Origin of the sequence: Celeribacter arenosi, from assembly GCF_039539485.1 — a bacterium.
GTDB lineage: Bacteria > Pseudomonadota > Alphaproteobacteria > Rhodobacterales > Rhodobacteraceae > Celeribacter > Celeribacter arenosi.
The window spans coordinates 355,507-372,401 of sequence record NZ_BAABDF010000007.1 but is presented as its reverse complement, the minus strand read 5'-3'; the positions used below and the strand labels follow the sequence as shown (position 1 = coordinate 372,401).

Here is a 16,895-nt window from a genome sequence, read left to right as displayed (position 1 = left end):
CGTGCTCCATAGGCGCGCAACGAAAAACCGCGCCCGAAGGCGCGGTTTGATCGTTCAGGCAGTCGGTTCCGGTTCCAACCCGCTGTCGCCTTTCGGCTTTTTGCGGGTTTTCGGGATCGCGGTAACGGACGGCTTTTCTTCATCCTTGCTACCCGCGCCGCCATCGGAATCGTCACCAGAGTGCGGAGGCAGGCCTGCAATCACGCGTTTGATTTCTTCACCTGTCAGGGTTTCGTATTCGAGAAGCCCCTGCGCAAGGCGTTCGAACTCTTCGGCGTTGCTTTCGATGATCTGGTAAGCTTCCGCGTAGCCTTCGTCGATGAAGAGTTTCACTTCTTCTTCGATCAGCTCCTTGGTGTGCGCAGAAACCGAAAAGCCTGCGGTGTTACCCTGATAGCCCTCAGCGGCCTCGGCATAGTCGACGTTGCCGACTTTGTCGGACATGCCGTAGCGCATGACCATCGCACGGGCCAGCTGGCTGGCCTGTTGGATGTCTCCAACGGGGCCGGAGGACACTTCGTCAGGGCCGTATTTAAAGATTTCGGCCGCTTTGCCCGCCATTGTCATGGAGATGCGCTGCTTTGCCTCGTCTTTGAACATCTGCAGTTTGTCCATCTCGGGCAGGCTCATCACCATACCGAGCGCACTACCGCGCGGGATAATTGTGGCTTTGTAGACCGGATCACATTTTGGCAGTTTCATACCGACGATGGCATGACCGGCTTCGTGATAGGCGGTCTTTTCCTTTTGCTCCTGCGTGAGCACCATGGAGCGGCGTTCCGCGCCCATCATCACCTTATCCTTAGCCTGCTCGAAATCTTCCATCGTCACCTGTCGACGGCCGAGACGGGCGGCCATGAGGGCGGCTTCGTTTACGAGATTGGCGAGGTCGGCTCCGGAGAAACCGGGCGTACCACGGGCGATGATGCGCAGATCGACATTGGGGCCGAGCGGCACTTTGCGCGCATGCACGCCGAGGATTTTCTCGCGGCCTTTGATATCGGGGTTCGGCACATGCACCTGACGGTCGAAACGACCCGGACGCAGGAGTGCGGGATCGAGAACATCACGACGGTTCGTTGCCGCGACGATGATCACGCCTTCATTGGCCTCAAACCCGTCCATTTCGACGAGCAACTGGTTGAGCGTCTGTTCGCGCTCGTCATTACCGCCACCGTAGCCTGCCCCACGAGAGCGGCCTACGGCGTCGATTTCATCGATAAAGACGATACACGGCGCATTCTTTTTCGCCTGTTCGAACATGTCACGCACACGGGATGCACCGACGCCGACGAACATTTCGACAAAGTCGGAGCCGGAGATGGTGAAGAACGGCACACCGGCCTCACCCGCGATGGCGCGCGCGAGGAGTGTTTTACCCGTACCCGGAGGTCCGACGAGCAAGGCGCCGGTCGGGATTTTGCCGCCAAGGGCGGAGAATTTTTGCGGGTTGCGCAGGAACTCGACGATTTCTTCGAGCTCTTCTTTGGCCTCGTCGATGCCAGCGACATCGTCAAAGGTCACGCGACCATGTTTCTCGGTGAGCAATTTGGCACGCGATTTGCCAAAGCCCATCGCCCCGCCTTTGCCGCCGCCCTGCATGCGGTTCATGAAATAGATCCACACACCGATGATGAGAACGAAAGGCAGGAAAGTCATCAGCGCACTGGTCAGACCACTTTGCTGCTGGGGGCGGCCCTCAACGGTGACGCCTTCGCCGACCAGAGTAGAGACGAGGTTATCGTCACCCGGGTTGATGGTGTATTTCTTACTACCATCGGCGGCCGTGAAATTTACCCGTTCGCCGTTGATCTCTACCGTGGAGATGGCGCCATCCTGCACCTGATCAATGAACTGGGAATAGGCAACTTCGTTCGAGGCCATCGAGCCTTGTGAATTACCCATCACGTTGAACAACGCGACGATGAGCATCAATAGCACCAGCCAAAAGGCCAGATTGCGTGCATTACCCAAGGGAGGTCTCCTCAAAAAACAGACAGGCGCGGGAGGTGCCCGCGTCGCTTCCTCTCTAAAATAGAGATCAAGCGCGCGAGTTCAATGACATAAAAGGGTTGTGAAGACGTCATCTTTTCCAACATCTAGCACGATTTCATGAGAACCGAGGCCTAAAATCGGGCTGGCGACCAATGTCGGCCCGTCAAAAAGGGCCGGACTGGACATCAAAGCAGGGCGCGGCGGCGCGTTTGGCGGACGCTCAGCGACCTGCGCGAGGCCGTCTTCGCCAAGGGCACGGATCACAAGGCTCTGATTTTCATTGTTTTTCACGCGCCACCGGTTATCCCACAGGTCGACCGCCGCAGATGTGGTGTCACGCACTGCGTCATATTCACGGGTCAGGCGAAACTGCTCGGTCCCTGCGATCAGACGCACGCCGTGTAGCGTTGCGTCACGACCCCGAAGCGCCGATGAGATAAATTCCTGAAGCGCCAATCCACGCGGCCCGTAGTCGGCCGAGGCAATCCACCGCAGGGCGCTACTCATCAATCGTCGGGTGATTTCGGGCGCGGCCTCTGCAAATCGACGCCGATCAACAATCAGGTCACCGTGGTCCATCCGCATGCATTCGAGAGCGTGATCATGGGATGCGTAGTCGAGCGCGGTGCGCACCTGAGCGAGGTGATCCATGACGCGCCCCACTACATCCGCGTCCACGCCAAGCGGGGCGAGAGCCTCCATCGCGCGCCGTGCCTTGATGCGATCAAAACGTTCATCGTCGTTGGTCGGATCGTCGATCCACGGTTGGTGAATGTCGCGCAGGTAGCTGCGCAGATCGTCACGCGCAGCCATCAGGAAGGGTCGAACCCATGTGATGCCCTGATCGGTGCGACGCCGCTGCATACCCGTCAGCCCGTCGATGCCAGAGGCGCGCGCGAGACGCATAAAGAAGGTTTCGGCCTGATCATCGCAGGTATGTGCCAACGCGATTTGGGAAATCCCAAGCCCCTTTGACCATTCGGCCATGAGATCATAACGCGCGCGGCGCGCCGCATCCTGCAGGTTGCCCTCGCCCTGCCAGCCGGTCCAATCCAGCGTCGTGTGATTGACCTGCAATCGCTGACAGGTCTCGGCGACAAAGGCGGCCTCATGTGCAGCCTCATCGCGCAACCCGTGGTTCACGGTCACGGCAAAGAGCGGGATTTTTTCGGATTTCGCCCATTCGGCCATAACGCAAAGGAGCGCCATGGAGTCCCCCCCGCCCGAAACGGCGACGGCCACGCGGGACGGTTTGTGATGTGCAAAAGCGGACGTCACGAAATGGCGCAAAATCGCCTGTCGCGCGGGACTTTCGGTCATGGATCAGGGGCAGCCAAGATTGGTGCGGGCTGCAGCGGCTTCGTCTGCTTCGGGCGAGCCGGCGAAACGGTTGCCGACTTCGAGAAGCATCACGCAGCCCTTGTCCAATTGCCCCAAGGAGGCGAGCGAGGTGCCCAACCGCAAAAGCGCCGTGGGTGCGCGATCGCCCTCGGGAGCGCCCGAAAAACTATCGAGATAGGCACGCGCAGCGCCTGTCGTATCGCCGGCCCGCGCCAAGGCTTCTCCGCGCATGAAATGCGCCTCGCCGGTGAGGAAACCACCCGTGTAATTCTGGGCAAAGGTTCCAAAAGCTTCGGCTGCGGCGGTGTATTGTTCATCCTGGTAGAGCGCCATCGCAGCGTCGTAGTCGGTCTTCTCCGACAGCGCCAACTCACCCCCGCCTTCCATCGGAATCTCGCCTGCCGGAGCAGGGATCGGCGTCACAGTGTCGGTCGTCGCACTCGCCCCGCCAATCGGTTTGAGCGGCGGCAGGTTGGCGATATCGCAACCGGCTTCGAGTTCGCACAAACGGAAGTTGATATCATCGAGCTGGTTGGTGCCATCGCGCACGACGCTTTCGATGCGAAACTCGAGCTCTTCGGTTTTCGCCGTGAGCCGTTGCAGCGCCGCCTCCATGAGGTCGACACGCTCTAATGTCGAGCCGCCCGCGAAGGCCGTATTGGGCGCGCCCGTTGTGCTCAGTTCCTGTTTGAGCCGGGCGAGTTCAACGGAGAGAACCGCGGCCTCTTGACGGATGTCCGCCAAGGTCTGGGTATCTTGCGCCCAAAGCGCGCCCCCCAGCCCGCCGGATAGGCAAGTTGCCGTCCAAAATACCGCGATTAGCCGTTTCATTCGCCCGTCTCCGTCTGTCGTTTACGCTACACGCCCGCGCCGGCGGCAACCACGGTCACAGCACGACGGTTCTGGCCATAGCAGCTCTCGTCCGAGCAGATCGCAATGGGGCGTTCTTTGCCGTACGGAATTGTTTTGAGACGCGATGGCGTGACACCCTGCGAAATCAGGTAGTCCTGAACAGCTGCGGCGCGGCGCGCAGACAGCGCAGTGTTGTATTCGCGAGTGCCCTGCTCGTCGGCGTGACCTTCGATGATCGCGGCATAGGCCGGATTATCGATCAGCCATGTTGCCTGCTGAGACAGAGTCTGGCGTGCTGTGTCCGACAATGTGGACTGGTCGACCGCAAAGAAAATGCGGTCCCCGATTGTCTGGTTGAAATAGGCGACCGATTTCGGGTCATTGGCCGACCCGGGCAGAACGCCGGAGTTGATGCCATCGGCGCCAAAACCGGCACCGCCGGCAGTGCCCCCTGCCCCGCCCGCACCAAAACGGCCCGGATTGGTACAGGCCGTCAGCCCGAGGGCCGCGACGAGGAAAAGCGCGCGCGGCGCGGTCGATTTCAGAAAAGAGGTCATGTCACTCATCCTTTGCGGAAGCTTTTGCTGCTCGTATTGCGTTGACTATATCATCGTGCCCCGGACTTGGGGAGAGGCGTGTTTTCACGGTTGTGACAGAAATTACCTCAAAAGGGGCGACCATGCGGGGTCGGATGCGCCCGCGTCGGTTGGCACGCGTTTGAGGTTACGGCCCGAAATGTCCACGGTGTAGAGCGCACTCTCACCGCTCGCGCCTTGGCTTTCGCGGGTGAACATGATGACGCGACCATTTGGCGACCACGACGGGCCTTCGTCGAGGAAGGACGCGGTCAAAAGACGCTCTTCGGACCCGTCAGAGCGCATGACACCGATGTGGAAGCGGCCTTCGTTCTGTTTGGTGAAGGCGATCAGATCACCGCGCGGCGACCATACCGGCGTGCCATAGCGGCCTTTGCCATTGGATATCCGGCGCGCTTCGCCCCCCGAGGCAGGCATGATGTAGAGTTGCTGAGTGCCCGAACGGTCGCTTTCAAACACGATCTGGCTGCCGTCGGGCGAAAAGCTCGGGGCGGTTTCAATGGCTGGCGTATTGGTCAAGCGGGTCGATTGGCCCGATGCAATGTCCATGCTGTAGAGGTCGGTATTGGCACCGGTGGTCAGCGAGTAGACGACTGAGCGGCCATCAGGCGAAAACCGCGGCGCAAAGGACACGGCCTCCGAGGCCACGGGCAGGCGCTGACGCGACACAGTGCCGACATCGAGCATCATGATCTGCGGCGTGCCGGATTCATAGGAAGTATAGAGCACGCGGTCGCCGGTGGGCGAAAAGCGCGGTGCGAAGACGATGTAGTTGTCATCGGTGAGGTATTGCAGGTTCGCGCCATCGTAATCCATCACCGCGAGACGTTTGCGGCGGTCGTTTTTCGGACCCGTCTGAGAGACAAAGACGACGCGGCTGTCGAAGTATCCGCCCTCGCCGGTGATGCGTGAATAGACCACATCGGCCACTTTATGTGCGATGCGACGCCAGCTGCGCTCGGACCCGCCCAGTTGCAGGCCATCGCCCAATGGCGCATCCGAGAAAATGTCAAAGACACGGAATTTCACCGACAGCGCGCCGGAGGCGTCCACGTTGACCGCACCGGTGACGAGGCCTTGGGCGTTGATCGCTTTCCAGTCGCCATATTGGACGGGGCTTGCGAAATTCGTGATCTGGCTGATGTGCGCCGAGGATGGAATTTCGCGAAACAGACCCGTGCCCACGAGGTCGGCGGCGATCACATCGGAGATCTGGCGCGCAAGTTCTGCGGCCTGTGGCGTCTCGGCAATGAAATCTGGCACGGCGATCGGCAAGGGCTCGATCACGCCGCGCGTGATGTCGATTTGCAGCGGACCGGTGTCCTGCGCCGAGAGCGGCGCGGATAGGGTGAAAGCGGCGGCCAAAGCGCATGCAAGGGTCGTCAGGCGTTTCATTTGAACCTCATTTGTTCGGGATCGAACGTCATTTCTATGGTGCGCCAGTGGTCGTATTTGTCCACGGGCAGTTTGAATCCGGATGCGCCGCAACGCAAGATAGCACGCCGCGCCACATCGAAACCGGCCTGCGCGCCGGCTTCGGTACCGCCGCTGAATTTGATCAGGCGGATCGATCCGGCAAGCGGTTTGCCGTCCTGCCCCATGTCCACACCCACGGTAATAACGGTGCGCATGGCGTCCGTCGACATGGCGCCGACGTTCCAGCATTGCGACACAGCCACACGGAGCGCGTCTTTTTCACCTGCCGTCAGGGGGGGACCTGCGGGTCGTTCGGGGGCCGCGGGCGTATCGCTCACCTCTGCAGCAAGGGCGGAGGCTGCCGCAGCCGCAGCCTGCGCCGCGGCTTCCGCTGCGGAGTTATCGGGTTGGGTCTGTGCGGCTTCAACCGTTTCCTGCGCGGGTTCGGGCGGCGTTTCCTGTGCGGCCTGCGCGGCGGCGGCGGCCCGCGCGGCGAGGTCGGCGGGGCGTGCCTTTGGACGTGTCGACGTGGACAGGCCAGCGGGCTTTTCGGCCTCGGTTACGATCTCGGTCGTGGTTTCCTGAGGTGCGGCCTCCTCCACCGGCTCCTCGATCACGTCGGGCGTCTCAGCGTCGGGCGACACATCGGGCACAGGCGCATCGGCAATTTGGGGCGCGGGTTCAGGGGCTGTCACGTTCTGGTCTGAGATACGCGGCACGGGGCGCGGCGTTGGCGGCGCATCATCGGGGATGCCTGCGCCGGGGTCTTCGAGGGACAGTTCGGGTTCCGGCTGACGCGCGGGGGGCGTATCGCTCACCTCGGCCTGCGGGGGCGACGGCAGATCGGGCACCGCATCAGGCGCTTCGTCGGGCGTGGAGGGCGGCGGGACATCGGGAGTTGTGGCCTCTGGCGGGGTGTCCTGTGTCGGGCGCGGCGTAGGTGCGTCCTCGATCTGCGGAGCCTGCGGAGTAGGCGCGGCCTCGGTCACTTCGGGGGCGGTATTGGATTTCGTGAGGGCGGCAAATTCGGCCTCGGAAATAAGCGCAACTTCCTGGACTGCCACAGACGGGCTGTCATCGGGGGTTAGAAACAACCCGCCGAATAGCATGTAGGCGATCAGGCCGAGGTGGCCCGCACCAGAGATATACTGGCCCGTATTCACCGATCTGTCCTAGTTGCCGGATCCGTCGAAACGCGGCCCGCCCTGTTCGGTTACCAACCCGATATCACGGAAGCCCCCTGCATTGAGCGCCCCCATGAGTTGGGCGACGCGGCTGTAGGGCACCGACCCGTCAGCACGCAGGAAGACCTTGCGCGATGTGCGCTCGGCGGCGATGGCCTGAAGTTTGGCGATCAGGTCGCTTTCTTCGGCCTCGTTGGTCATCAGGAGAACGCGTCCATCGGCAGTCAGTGTAATGGAAAGCGGCTCTTCTTCCTCTTGGGGCAGCGCGGTTGCGGCCGTTTCGGGCAACTCGACGGGCACGCCCACGGTCATCATCGGAGCGGCGACCATGAAGATGATCAAAAGCACCAGCATCACGTCCACGAAGGGCGTTACGTTGATCTCGCTCATCGCAGGCGCGTGACGGCGACGACGTGTGCGACGTCCGCCCGAGCCGCCGGATTTGACCACTCCTGCACCCATGGCTTAGGCGTCCAGTTCGCGCGAGAGAATGGTAGAGAACTCGTCGGCGAAGGCTTCGTATCCGCCAAGGATCCGGTCACTGTCAGCCGAGAGTTTGTTGTAGAAAATCACCGCTGGAATAGCGGCGAGAAGCCCGAGCGCGGTTGCCAGAAGCGCCTCGGCAATACCGGGCGCCACGACGGCGAGGTTGGTGGATTGCGCCAATGCGATGTCTTCGAACGCGGTCTTGATCCCCCAAACCGTCCCGAAGAGGCCGATGAAGGGCGCGGTCGATCCGACCGAGGCCAAAAAGGAGAGGCCGGCATTCATGCCCTCGGCCTCTTTGGAGATCGCCACATCCATGGAGCGGTCGATGCGCGCACCGGCACCGGCAATCAAGCGGCCGTCCTCACGGTGCGAGCGGCGCCATTCGGTCATGCCGGCCGCAAATACACGTTCGGGGGCATTTTTGGGCCCGCCGTCCATGTTGTCGTAAAGCTCGTCGAGGGGGTCACCGGACCAGAACATGCGATCAAAGCCTTCGGCGCTGGCGCGCGCGCTTCGATAGGAAATGAACTTCTGGATGATAATGGACCACGACCAGAACGAGGCCACGATCAACATAATCATCACGATCTTTACGGTGAATGTCGCGCGCATGAACAGCGCCAGCAGGGAGAAATCGATCTCCTGCGCAAGCCCGAGTGCTTCTTGTTCCATAACCTGCTCTTTTCCGCCTCTTGCCGAATTCTACCGGCTTCGCCTTTGGGCCGGATTCTACCGGCTTCGCCTTGGGGCCGGGTTCTTCCGGCTCATTGTTACCCTTTCGTTTACCTTATCGTCAGGGTTCGCGCCAACAATAACCTGTGATCAGCGCGCGATGACGGGGAATTTCTAGGGGGTTAATGCAGGTTTCGGCGAAGAATTGCCGGAAGTCGTGCAGGACTGCCCGTCTCGGATAGCGCAACAAGGGTCACTTTGGCCTCGAAAACCATATCCTTGTCGCGCGTTACGGCCTGTGAAAGCACAATTCGCGCGCCACTGATCGTGTCGAGCGTCGTGGTCACAACCAGATCGTCATCGAACTTTGCCGCCATCAAATAGTCGGCCTCAACACGGCGCACGGCGAAAACGATGCCCTCGTTGGCCTTTAGTTCGGTCTGGTCGATGCCCAAATCGCGAACCCATTCGGTGCGCGCCCGTTCGATGAATTTGAGGTAATTGGCGTAGTAGACGATCCCGGCGAGATCGGTGTCCTCGTAATAGACATGGACAGGAAAACGATGAGTCATAGGATGATCGGTCCTTTGTGAACGGCTGACGATTACCAGAAAATCACATGCCGGAACACATTTTCGATGCGCCTAGGATGGCGCAGCAACCAGCCGCGCGTATAGGCGCAGAGCATGGGACGGATCGCGTCCGCTGACGGGCAGGACGGGATCATAGGCGGCGCGCAATAGATTGGCGACGTCGGGGCGCACAACTGTGCCATCGGGGGCCTCGGCCAAAGGGCTGTCCTGCGAAAACGCACGGTCGGACCACAGCAACATCGCCTGAACCGCCTGCGCGAGTGCGATCACATCGGCGGGCACATCGTCCATCGCCCCGCCCATGCGCACGAATGTAAAACAGGCCTTGATCGCGCCTGCGTCATCAAATCGGAACGCACGGTATTGATGGGCATTCTTTGCGCTCAGTTGCGCGACGCGCGCCGCCAGATCGGGGATCATCTCGTCCATATTGGGCACATCGAGAAGCTCGGCCCAATCGGACAGGAAGAACACCATGAGATTGACGCCCAATTCGGGATCGGTTTCGTCCATGGTGTGACCGGCGATGACGACACAGGTTTCGATGGCGCCCTTGACGATCGCCAGCGTTTCATCGGTAACACCAAAGATCACCGGCGCAATCGGGCGGCCCCAGCGGGCAAAAACATAGTCACCGCTGGCGCGGGTGAAAAACTCTTCGACGGCTTCTGGTGTGATATCGCTCATGTGCGTGTATTGGCAAAGCGGCGTCGGCAATGCAACGCCACAGGTGTTATTTCCCGAACATATCCGATTGGTCCGGTGCCTTGGGCGGGGTGAGACCGAGGTGTAGCCACGCCTTTTGTGCCAACATCCGCCCGCGCGGCGTTCGCTGCAGGAGCCCCTGTTGCAAGAGATAGGGTTCAATCACGTCCTCGATGGCGTCGCGGCTCTCCGACAGGGCCGCGGCAAGCGTTTCTACGCCCACCGGCCCGCCGCTGTAGTTGTCGGCAATCATGGAGAGATAACGCCGGTCGGCACCGTCGAGGCCGAGCAGATCGACCCCCAATCGGGTGAGCGCGTTGTCTGCAATTGGCTTGGTGATCCGTCCTGCGCCATCCACGACCGCAAAGTCGACCACACGGCGCAAAAGCCGTCCGGCAATGCGGGGCGTGCCGCGCGCGCGTTTGGCAATTTCGCGCAAACCGTCTGCGTCAGCGGGAACCCCGAGCAGCCTTGCGCCCCGCGTCACGATCTCGTGCAACTCGTCGATGGTGTAAAATTGCAGCCGTGTCGGGATGCCGAACCGGTCGCGCAACGGGGTCGTCAGCAGGCCAAGACGGGTTGTAGCCCCGACCAGTGTGAAGGGCTGCAATTCGATGCGCACAGTGCGCGCAGCGGGGCCTTCGCCGATCACGAGGTCCAGTTCGAAGTCCTCCAGCGCGGGATAGAGCACCTCTTCGACGACCGGATTCATCCGATGGATTTCGTCGATGAACAGGACGTCGCGCGCCTCCAGATTGGTCAGGATCGCGGCGAGGTCGCCCGCGCGCGCCAGCACGGGCCCGGATGTCATTTTGAAGTTCACACCCAATTCGCGCGCCATGATCTGCGCCAGTGTGGTTTTGCCCAATCCGGGAGGTCCATGGAACAGCACATGGTCCATCGCCTCTTCGCGGCGGCGCGCGCTTTCGATGAACACGGCGAGGTTGGCACGCACCTCTTCCTGACCGATGAATTCGTCGAGCGCCTGCGGACGCAAGGCACGGTCGGCGTCACCGTTCTGGCGGTCGGGACGAAGGATAGGATCGGGTTCTTGCATCCTTTACCCCTTTGGCGCGAGCAATTTGAGGCCCGCACGAATGAGAGCCGATGTGTCGGCCTCGGGGTCCTCGGAGGCCGCGCGGGCTACCGCACCGACCGCATCGGATGGCGAATAGCCGAGGTTCTGTAGGGCCGAGAGGGCTTCTGCCTCGGCGGAGGCGTTGGATTTTGCGGCAGGTTTGGGGGCGCTGCGCGGTGCAGGTTCGGCCTCGATCACTTCTACGGTGTCGGGCGCCTCGGCCACCGCCGCCGCGAGCGTTCCGCCCATGGACATGACAGCGGGGGCTTTGTCTTTGAGCTCATTGACCACGCGTTGGGCGATTTTGGGACCGACGCCCGGCGCGGCCTTGACCGCGGACCAATCACCTAGCGCAATGGCGCGACCTGTCGCGTCGGGCCCGAGGGTGCCCAAAATGGCCATGGCGGCTTTCGACCCGATCCCCTGCACCGAGATCAACAAGCGATACCATTCCTTTTCGAGCAGCGACTGAAACCCGAAAATCTGCATCAGGTCCTCGCGCACCAACATATCGGTGTAGAGCGACACCGGTGCGCCCTGCCCCGGCAGCGCCAATCGCGTGCGCTCTGAGATATGGACGATATACCCTACCCCGCGCACGTCGATCATCACGTGATCGGTCCCGATGTAATCAATCACGCCTGTCAGTTTGCCAATCATGCGGAGGCCTTTCGCAGGGCTTCGGCCAATCGCGCACCGGATTGGGCGTGGTGGCTGTGGCAAATGGCGATGGCCAGTGCGTCAACCGCGTCAGCACCGGCGAGTTGCGCGCCCGGAAGTTGAAGTTTGATCATATGCTCAACCTGTTGTTTGGCGGCATGCCCGACTCCAACCACGGCCTTTTTGACCGCGTTCGGCGCGTATTCCGCAACCTCTAATCCCGCAATGGCAGGAACCAGAAGGGCAACAGCGCGTGCCTGACCGAGTTTCAGCGTGGCGACGGCGTCTTTATTGACAAAGGTCTGCTCAACCGCGGCACAATCGGGCGCATATTGGCCCACCACCTCGGTCATTTGGTCATAGAGCGAAAGCAGGCGCGTTGCGAGATCAACGCCGGTCGTCGTGTGGCAAACGCCGTTGGCCACATGGGTAATGCGCGAGCCTGCAACATCAATGATGCCCCAGCCCATATTGCGCAGCCCGGGGTCGATACCCATCACCCGCATAAGATGTCCCTGCTCTTGTTTTGCTTTTCCGCAGAACTAGCACGAAAGGGGAACATTTGCCAAGGACTTCGCGCCACGCGGCGGCCGGAAAAGAAAAAACCCGCGCCGGAGGGGCGCGGGCTTTGACGTGGTAGGACGTGGATCAACGCAAGGGGAAACTGGTGATCCGGTCCCTAAACTAACCCTTAGGGCATGAGCATTTTGATCTGGATGGCGACCCAGATGGTCGCGGGATCAGCGGTCATGACCCATGCACAGGCGCGTTCTACAAAAGAACCAGCGGCAAGTTTCGCGACACGGTCGGCATAGGTAGCCGCACCGAGGAGCGCGAACATCGTGGCCTTGAAAACGAACCCGAAAGAAATCGTGAGAAGAATAATACGCAGGGTGCGGTGATTGGCCGTACGACGGCTGCGCGCGATGATCAACTCATCGTGGTTGTTTGGAACGACACCGCGACCGCGCACACTCTTGTGTGCTTCGATCCGCATAACGCGTTGCTCCAAACTGGATGCACCTTGATAGGCCATAACCGTACTCTCAAACATCGGCCCCCACCGACAATGACGAGAATAGGGCGAAATGTGGCCAAAATTGGGCAAACGCGGCAATCTCTGGCCAAATACCGCTTTTTTCAGGCAGTCTTCGTGAGTGTTAGTGTCGTCCAGTCAACAATCTCTGCGCGGCGCGTCAGATTGAAGCCGGAACGTGTATAAACCTCCACAACTTCATCCGCCTGCGGATTTAGAATCCCCGATAGAATCGCGACCCCGCCGAGACGGAGCGCGCCTGCGATGTCCGGGGCGAGGGCAATCAGGGGACCTTTGAGGATATTGGCGAAGATCAGATCGAAGGGAACGGCACCTGCGAAATCGGGGTGATCGAACCCCGCGGCCTCGATGCAGGTGACGGCATCGGCCAGATCGTTGGCCTTCAGGTTGCTCATCGCGACGTCCACGGCGACCTCGTCGATGTCGGAGGCGAAGACTTTGGTAGACCCGGACTTCGCGGCGGCCATGGCCAGAACGGCGGTTCCGCACCCGATGTCGGCGACGGCGTCGAAACTCTGCCCTGCGTCGAGCAAGGCGTCATAGGCTGTAAGGCAGCCCAAAGTCGTGCCGTGATGGCCTGTCCCAAAGGCCATCGCGGCCTCGATCAACAGACCGGTGCGACCGGCGGGCAGTTTGTCCGCATCATGCGCGCCGTAGACAAAGAAACGCCCCGCCTCCACAGGCGCGAGATCGCGACGCACTTTGGCGACCCAATCGGTTTCGGGCAGTTCGGAGACAATGAAATCGGGCGCGTCATGGGACTTGGCGATCAGCGCGAGCGCGATCTCATCGGGCGCTTCGGTGAAATAGGCCCCGACCTCCCAGAGGCCGGAACCGTCTTCGATCTCGAACACACCAACGCCGGTGGGTTCGGGATCGAGCGTTTCAAGTTGAAGACCGAGCGCCTCGGCGGGCGCTTTGCCGGACAGTTTGGTAAAGGCGGTAAATGTCGGCATGGCAGTCCCCTGTCAGATGTACGCCACCGCCTTAGCCTGTGTGGACGGCCGCCTCAAGGATCACGCGAAGATCACGCCACGCCGAGACCGATCGGGCAGGTCACGCCCGTACCGCCGATCCCGCAATAACCGGCGGGATTTTTGGCGAGATACTGTTGGTGATGCGCCTCGGCAAAGTAGAATTCGCCTGCGGGCAAAACCTCGGTCGAGATCGCGCCATATCCCGCATCTTCGAGCTTGGCGCTATAGGCGGCGAGGGTCGTTTCAGCTTCGATCCGTTGCAGACCGTCGCTGTAGTAGATGCCGGAACGGTATTGCGTTCCGCGGTCGTTTCCTTGGCGCATGCCTTGGGTCGGATCATGTCCTTCCCAGAAGGTTTTGAGAAGTTCGGCGTAGGAAATGCGCAGCGGGTCATAGACCACGCGCACCACTTCGTTGTGTCCGGTTTTGCCGGTGCAGACCTCTTCGTAGGTCGGGTTCGGGGTGTATCCCGCGCTATAGCCAGCGGCCGTATTCACAACGCCGTCGAGTTGCCAGAACATCCGCTCGACACCCCAGAAACAACCCATCCCGAAAATCGCGACTTCATGGCCGTTCTCGACCGGCTCTTTGAGCGGGCGTTTCAGGACGAAATGGGTTTCGGCGGTGGGAATCGGATCGGTGCGACCTGCGAGGGCTTCGTCAGGGCGCGGCATTGTCAGTTTTTGGGTCAGGCCAAACATGTGCAGTCTCCGGTGTGCGTGGCGCGTTTGCGCCGTTGCCCTCCATATAGGGCAGGAATTGCAGGTCCCAAGCCCCTATTGGGCAGGCGCGCGTGAGGTGCGCATTATTTTGATCAGCGTTTCGCGCCCCTTTTCGGGATGACGCGGGATCAAAACGGCCAGCCCGAAAGACCCCGCTGCGAGTGCCGCGGCCAACACGAACACGCCCCCCGGGCTGGTGACCCAGAGGTAGCCCAGTGCGGCGGGCAGGAACACAGCCGCGATATGGTTGATGGTAAAGGCCACCGCGGCGGTCGGAGCAATGTCTTCGGGGTCGGCGATTTTCTGGAAGTAGGTTTTGAGCGCAAAGGCCAGCCCGAACAGCATATGGTCGATGACATAAAGGCCTGCGGCAATGATCACGCCCCATCCGAACCAGTAGAGCCCGCCATAGGCAAGGAAGACGAGCACGAGACCGGTATATTCGAACATCAACACGAACCGCTCACCGCGGCGCGCAACAACGCGGCCCATGTAGGGAGCTACCACAATGTTCACGACGAAGTTGATGAGGAACAGGGCCGTGACCTGGTGCACATCAAAGCCAAAACGTTCAACCATCATGAAGGCCGCGAAGACGACAAAGATCTGCCGGCGCGCGCCGGCCATAAATTGCAGCGCATAATAGAGCCAGTAGCGGCGCTTCAGGATCAGCTTTTTGGCCTGTGGGTTGGGGGCCTCGAACTGTGGATAGGCGATGAGCGCGAATATGGCGATTGCCGCCGTAATCCCGCCGCCCACCAGATAGACCAGCTCGTAGGACAGATCGAAGGTGCGCCATGTAATGACGAGCGACCCGTAGGCGATCAGCGATGCGGCAGAGCCCGCCGCCATCAACCGGCCGATAACAATAGGCGCGCGCTCTTTGGAGAGCCATTGCAGCTGCAGCGACTGGTTCACGGTCTCATAATAGTGAAAGCCGATAGAGGAGAGCATGGTCACCGTGAGGATGCCGCCGAGGGACGGGAAATGGGCGGTAATCGCCGTCGCCACACCCAGCAAAAGGAGCGCGGAAAGGCCGAGCACCTGTTCGCGGATGAAAATGATCAGCGCAATAACCCCGATGGCCAGAAAGCCGGGTATCTCGCGCACCGTGTGAAGCCACCCGATTTCAACGCCCGTGAACCCGGCAGCCTCTATGACGAAGTTATTGAGCAGGGCCGACCACGTGTTGAACGCGATGGGCATGGCAAAGGCCATGAGGAACAACAAACTTTCGGGACGCCGCCATAATGGCAGGTCGCGGGCCGCAGAAATGGGGAAGAGTGCGTTTTTCATGCGCCCGTGCATAAACCCACGTGGCCTCTCTGCCTATCCTGCAATCGCGCACAATGGCCTGCGCAACATGCGCTTGGCCAAAGGGATCACACATTCAAAGCCTGTATTGCGTTGTGATCTGGATCAAGGCGCGTTTCGGACCGTTTCGCCAAGTTTGCCCAACTTTGCGCGCGGAGGACGGCCCGATGGACATTCTACCCCTTGTTGACCGGATTGGCGAAAGCCCGACAGCCGCGTTATTCGGGCTGATTACCGGCGTGGTTTTCGGCGTCTCTGCCCAGCGATCCCAGTTCTGCCTGCGCGCCGCGACGGTCGAGTTTGCCCATGGCCGTATGGGCGGCAGGGTCGCGGTGTGGTTCCTCACCTTTTCGACCGCGCTGGTTTGGGTGCAATTGGCGCAGATGCTCGGCCTGTTTCGCGGTGCGGATGCGCGGGTCATGGCGGTGCCGGGCTCCTATTCGGGGGCGATTGTCGGCGGGCTGTTGTTCGGGGTCGGGATGGTTCTGGCGCGCGGATGTTCGGGACGGCTACTCGTTTTGGCCTCCACGGGAAACCTGCGCTCGGTGGTGTCCGGGCTGATCTTTGCGGTGACCGCGCAAATGTCGTTGAAGGGTATTCTGGCCCCATTGCGCGATAAAATCGCTGCACTCTGGGTGACGCCGGGCGGCGCGAATGTGAACCTTTTGACCGCCCTGCATTTACCGGAGGGGTCGGGCCTCGTGATGGGGCTCGGGTTTGCCGCCCTTGCGCTCTATCTGTCTGCAAAGAACCAGATCGGGCCTAAGACGTGGATTTTCGCCTCCGGCGTCGGTTTTTCGGTCGCCGTGGGGTGGGTTTTGACGTGGTCCATTGCACAGGTGGCGTTTGATCCGGTGCCGGTGAATTCGGTGACATTTTCGGGTCCCTCCGCGAATACACTGATGTTCTTCCTCGACCGCAATGCCGTTTTGGAGTTCGACGTCGGGCTAGTGCCCGGCGTGGTTCTGGGCGCTTTGGTGGCGTCCATGGCGACGCGCGAATTCCAATGGCAGGCGTTTGACAGCGTGCCGGTGATGCGCCGTTCGATGATCGGCGCGGTTCTGATGGGGTTCGGCGCGATGTTGGCCGGTGGCTGCGCCATCGGGGCCGGCGTCACGGGCGGATCGGTTTTTGCGGCAACGGCTTGGCTAGCCCTGTTTTGCATGTGGGTCGGGGCGATTGTCACGACGCTCGTGCTCGACAGCGAAGCGCAACCTGCGACGGCGTGCTGAGCTTTCGCGCGG

The 16,895-nt window shown here is 60.9% G+C and carries 18 protein-coding genes; 1 reads left to right on the top strand and 17 read right to left on the bottom strand.

The annotated features are described in order from the left end of the window. Positions 1-54 precede the first annotated feature (54 nt). The 17 genes from ftsH to ABD815_RS09335 all read right to left on the bottom strand — a co-directional run bounded on the left by ftsH (position 55) and on the right by ABD815_RS09335 (position 15,633). Entirely contained in the window at positions 55-1,974 is a 1,920-nt protein-coding gene (gene ftsH, locus ABD815_RS09415; RefSeq protein ID WP_344846636.1) for an ATP-dependent zinc metalloprotease FtsH, read from the bottom strand. 81 nt (positions 1,975-2,055) lie between these two features. Further along, positions 2,056-3,315 carry a tRNA lysidine(34) synthetase TilS gene (gene tilS, locus ABD815_RS09410; RefSeq protein ID WP_344846634.1) on the bottom strand — a complete coding sequence of 420 codons (1,260 nt, stop codon included), beginning with the start codon at positions 3,313-3,315 and terminating at the stop codon, positions 2,056-2,058. Positions 3,316-3,318: 3 nt separating this feature from the next. Continuing rightward, positions 3,319-4,167, bottom strand: coding sequence for a tol-pal system protein YbgF (ybgF, locus tag ABD815_RS09405; RefSeq protein WP_344846632.1), 849 nt, complete (start codon positions 4,165-4,167; stop codon positions 3,319-3,321). Positions 4,168-4,193: 26 nt separating this feature from the next. Further along, positions 4,194-4,745, bottom strand: coding sequence for a peptidoglycan-associated lipoprotein Pal (pal, locus tag ABD815_RS09400; RefSeq protein WP_344846630.1), 552 nt, complete (start codon positions 4,743-4,745; stop codon positions 4,194-4,196). A 102-nt stretch (positions 4,746-4,847) separates the two neighbouring features. Continuing rightward, on the bottom strand, positions 4,848-6,179 hold the full coding sequence (gene tolB, locus ABD815_RS09395) for a Tol-Pal system beta propeller repeat protein TolB (RefSeq protein ID WP_344846628.1): 1,332 nt from the start codon (positions 6,177-6,179) through the stop codon (positions 4,848-4,850). Next, complete coding sequence (locus ABD815_RS09390) at positions 6,176-7,363, bottom strand: energy transducer TonB (protein WP_344846626.1); 1,188 nt, start codon at positions 7,361-7,363, stop codon at positions 6,176-6,178. The genes tolB and ABD815_RS09390 overlap by 4 nt, the downstream gene beginning before the upstream one ends. Before the next feature lie 9 nt (positions 7,364-7,372). Next, the gene (gene tolR / locus ABD815_RS09385) at positions 7,373-7,846 is read right to left on the bottom strand and encodes a protein TolR (RefSeq protein ID WP_344846624.1); all 474 of its coding nucleotides are present in this window, start codon (positions 7,844-7,846) and stop codon (positions 7,373-7,375) included. Positions 7,847-7,849: 3 nt separating this feature from the next. Beyond that, on the bottom strand, positions 7,850-8,545 hold the full coding sequence (gene tolQ, locus ABD815_RS09380) for a protein TolQ (protein WP_344846622.1): 696 nt from the start codon (positions 8,543-8,545) through the stop codon (positions 7,850-7,852). Positions 8,546-8,727: 182 nt separating this feature from the next. Beyond that, the gene (gene ybgC / locus ABD815_RS09375; protein ID WP_344846620.1) at positions 8,728-9,117 is read right to left on the bottom strand and encodes a tol-pal system-associated acyl-CoA thioesterase; all 390 of its coding nucleotides are present in this window, start codon (positions 9,115-9,117) and stop codon (positions 8,728-8,730) included. Between the two features lie 72 nt (positions 9,118-9,189). Next, positions 9,190-9,825: a hypothetical protein gene (locus tag ABD815_RS09370; RefSeq protein WP_344846618.1), complete on the bottom strand. Its 636-nt coding sequence runs from the start codon at positions 9,823-9,825 to the stop codon at positions 9,190-9,192. 46 nt (positions 9,826-9,871) lie between these two features. Then, a complete protein-coding gene (gene ruvB / locus ABD815_RS09365; protein ID WP_344846616.1) occupies positions 9,872-10,900 on the bottom strand; it encodes a Holliday junction branch migration DNA helicase RuvB in 1,029 nt (342 codons plus the stop codon). A 3-nt stretch (positions 10,901-10,903) separates the two neighbouring features. Further along, the gene (gene ruvA / locus ABD815_RS09360; protein WP_344846614.1) at positions 10,904-11,581 is read right to left on the bottom strand and encodes a Holliday junction branch migration protein RuvA; all 678 of its coding nucleotides are present in this window, start codon (positions 11,579-11,581) and stop codon (positions 10,904-10,906) included. Continuing rightward, a complete protein-coding gene (gene ruvC, locus ABD815_RS09355; RefSeq protein WP_344846612.1) occupies positions 11,578-12,087 on the bottom strand; it encodes a crossover junction endodeoxyribonuclease RuvC in 510 nt (169 codons plus the stop codon). The genes ruvA and ruvC overlap by 4 nt, the downstream gene beginning before the upstream one ends. 185 nt (positions 12,088-12,272) lie before the next feature. Then, the gene (locus ABD815_RS09350) at positions 12,273-12,635 is read right to left on the bottom strand and encodes a hypothetical protein (protein ID WP_344846610.1); all 363 of its coding nucleotides are present in this window, start codon (positions 12,633-12,635) and stop codon (positions 12,273-12,275) included. 86 nt (positions 12,636-12,721) lie between these two features. Next, the gene (locus ABD815_RS09345) at positions 12,722-13,594 is read right to left on the bottom strand and encodes a 50S ribosomal protein L11 methyltransferase (RefSeq protein ID WP_344846608.1); all 873 of its coding nucleotides are present in this window, start codon (positions 13,592-13,594) and stop codon (positions 12,722-12,724) included. Positions 13,595-13,665: 71 nt separating this feature from the next. Continuing rightward, a complete protein-coding gene (msrA, locus tag ABD815_RS09340; protein ID WP_344846607.1) occupies positions 13,666-14,316 on the bottom strand; it encodes a peptide-methionine (S)-S-oxide reductase MsrA in 651 nt (216 codons plus the stop codon). A 75-nt stretch (positions 14,317-14,391) separates the two neighbouring features. Next, the gene (locus ABD815_RS09335) at positions 14,392-15,633 is read right to left on the bottom strand and encodes an MFS transporter (protein ID WP_344846605.1); all 1,242 of its coding nucleotides are present in this window, start codon (positions 15,631-15,633) and stop codon (positions 14,392-14,394) included. Positions 15,634-15,818: 185 nt separating this feature from the next. On the opposite strand from ABD815_RS09335, the gene ABD815_RS09330 reads away from it, so the two are divergent. Beyond that, positions 15,819-16,883: a YeeE/YedE family protein gene (locus ABD815_RS09330; protein WP_344846604.1), complete on the top strand. Its 1,065-nt coding sequence runs from the start codon at positions 15,819-15,821 to the stop codon at positions 16,881-16,883. Positions 16,884-16,895: the final 12 nt, after the last annotated feature.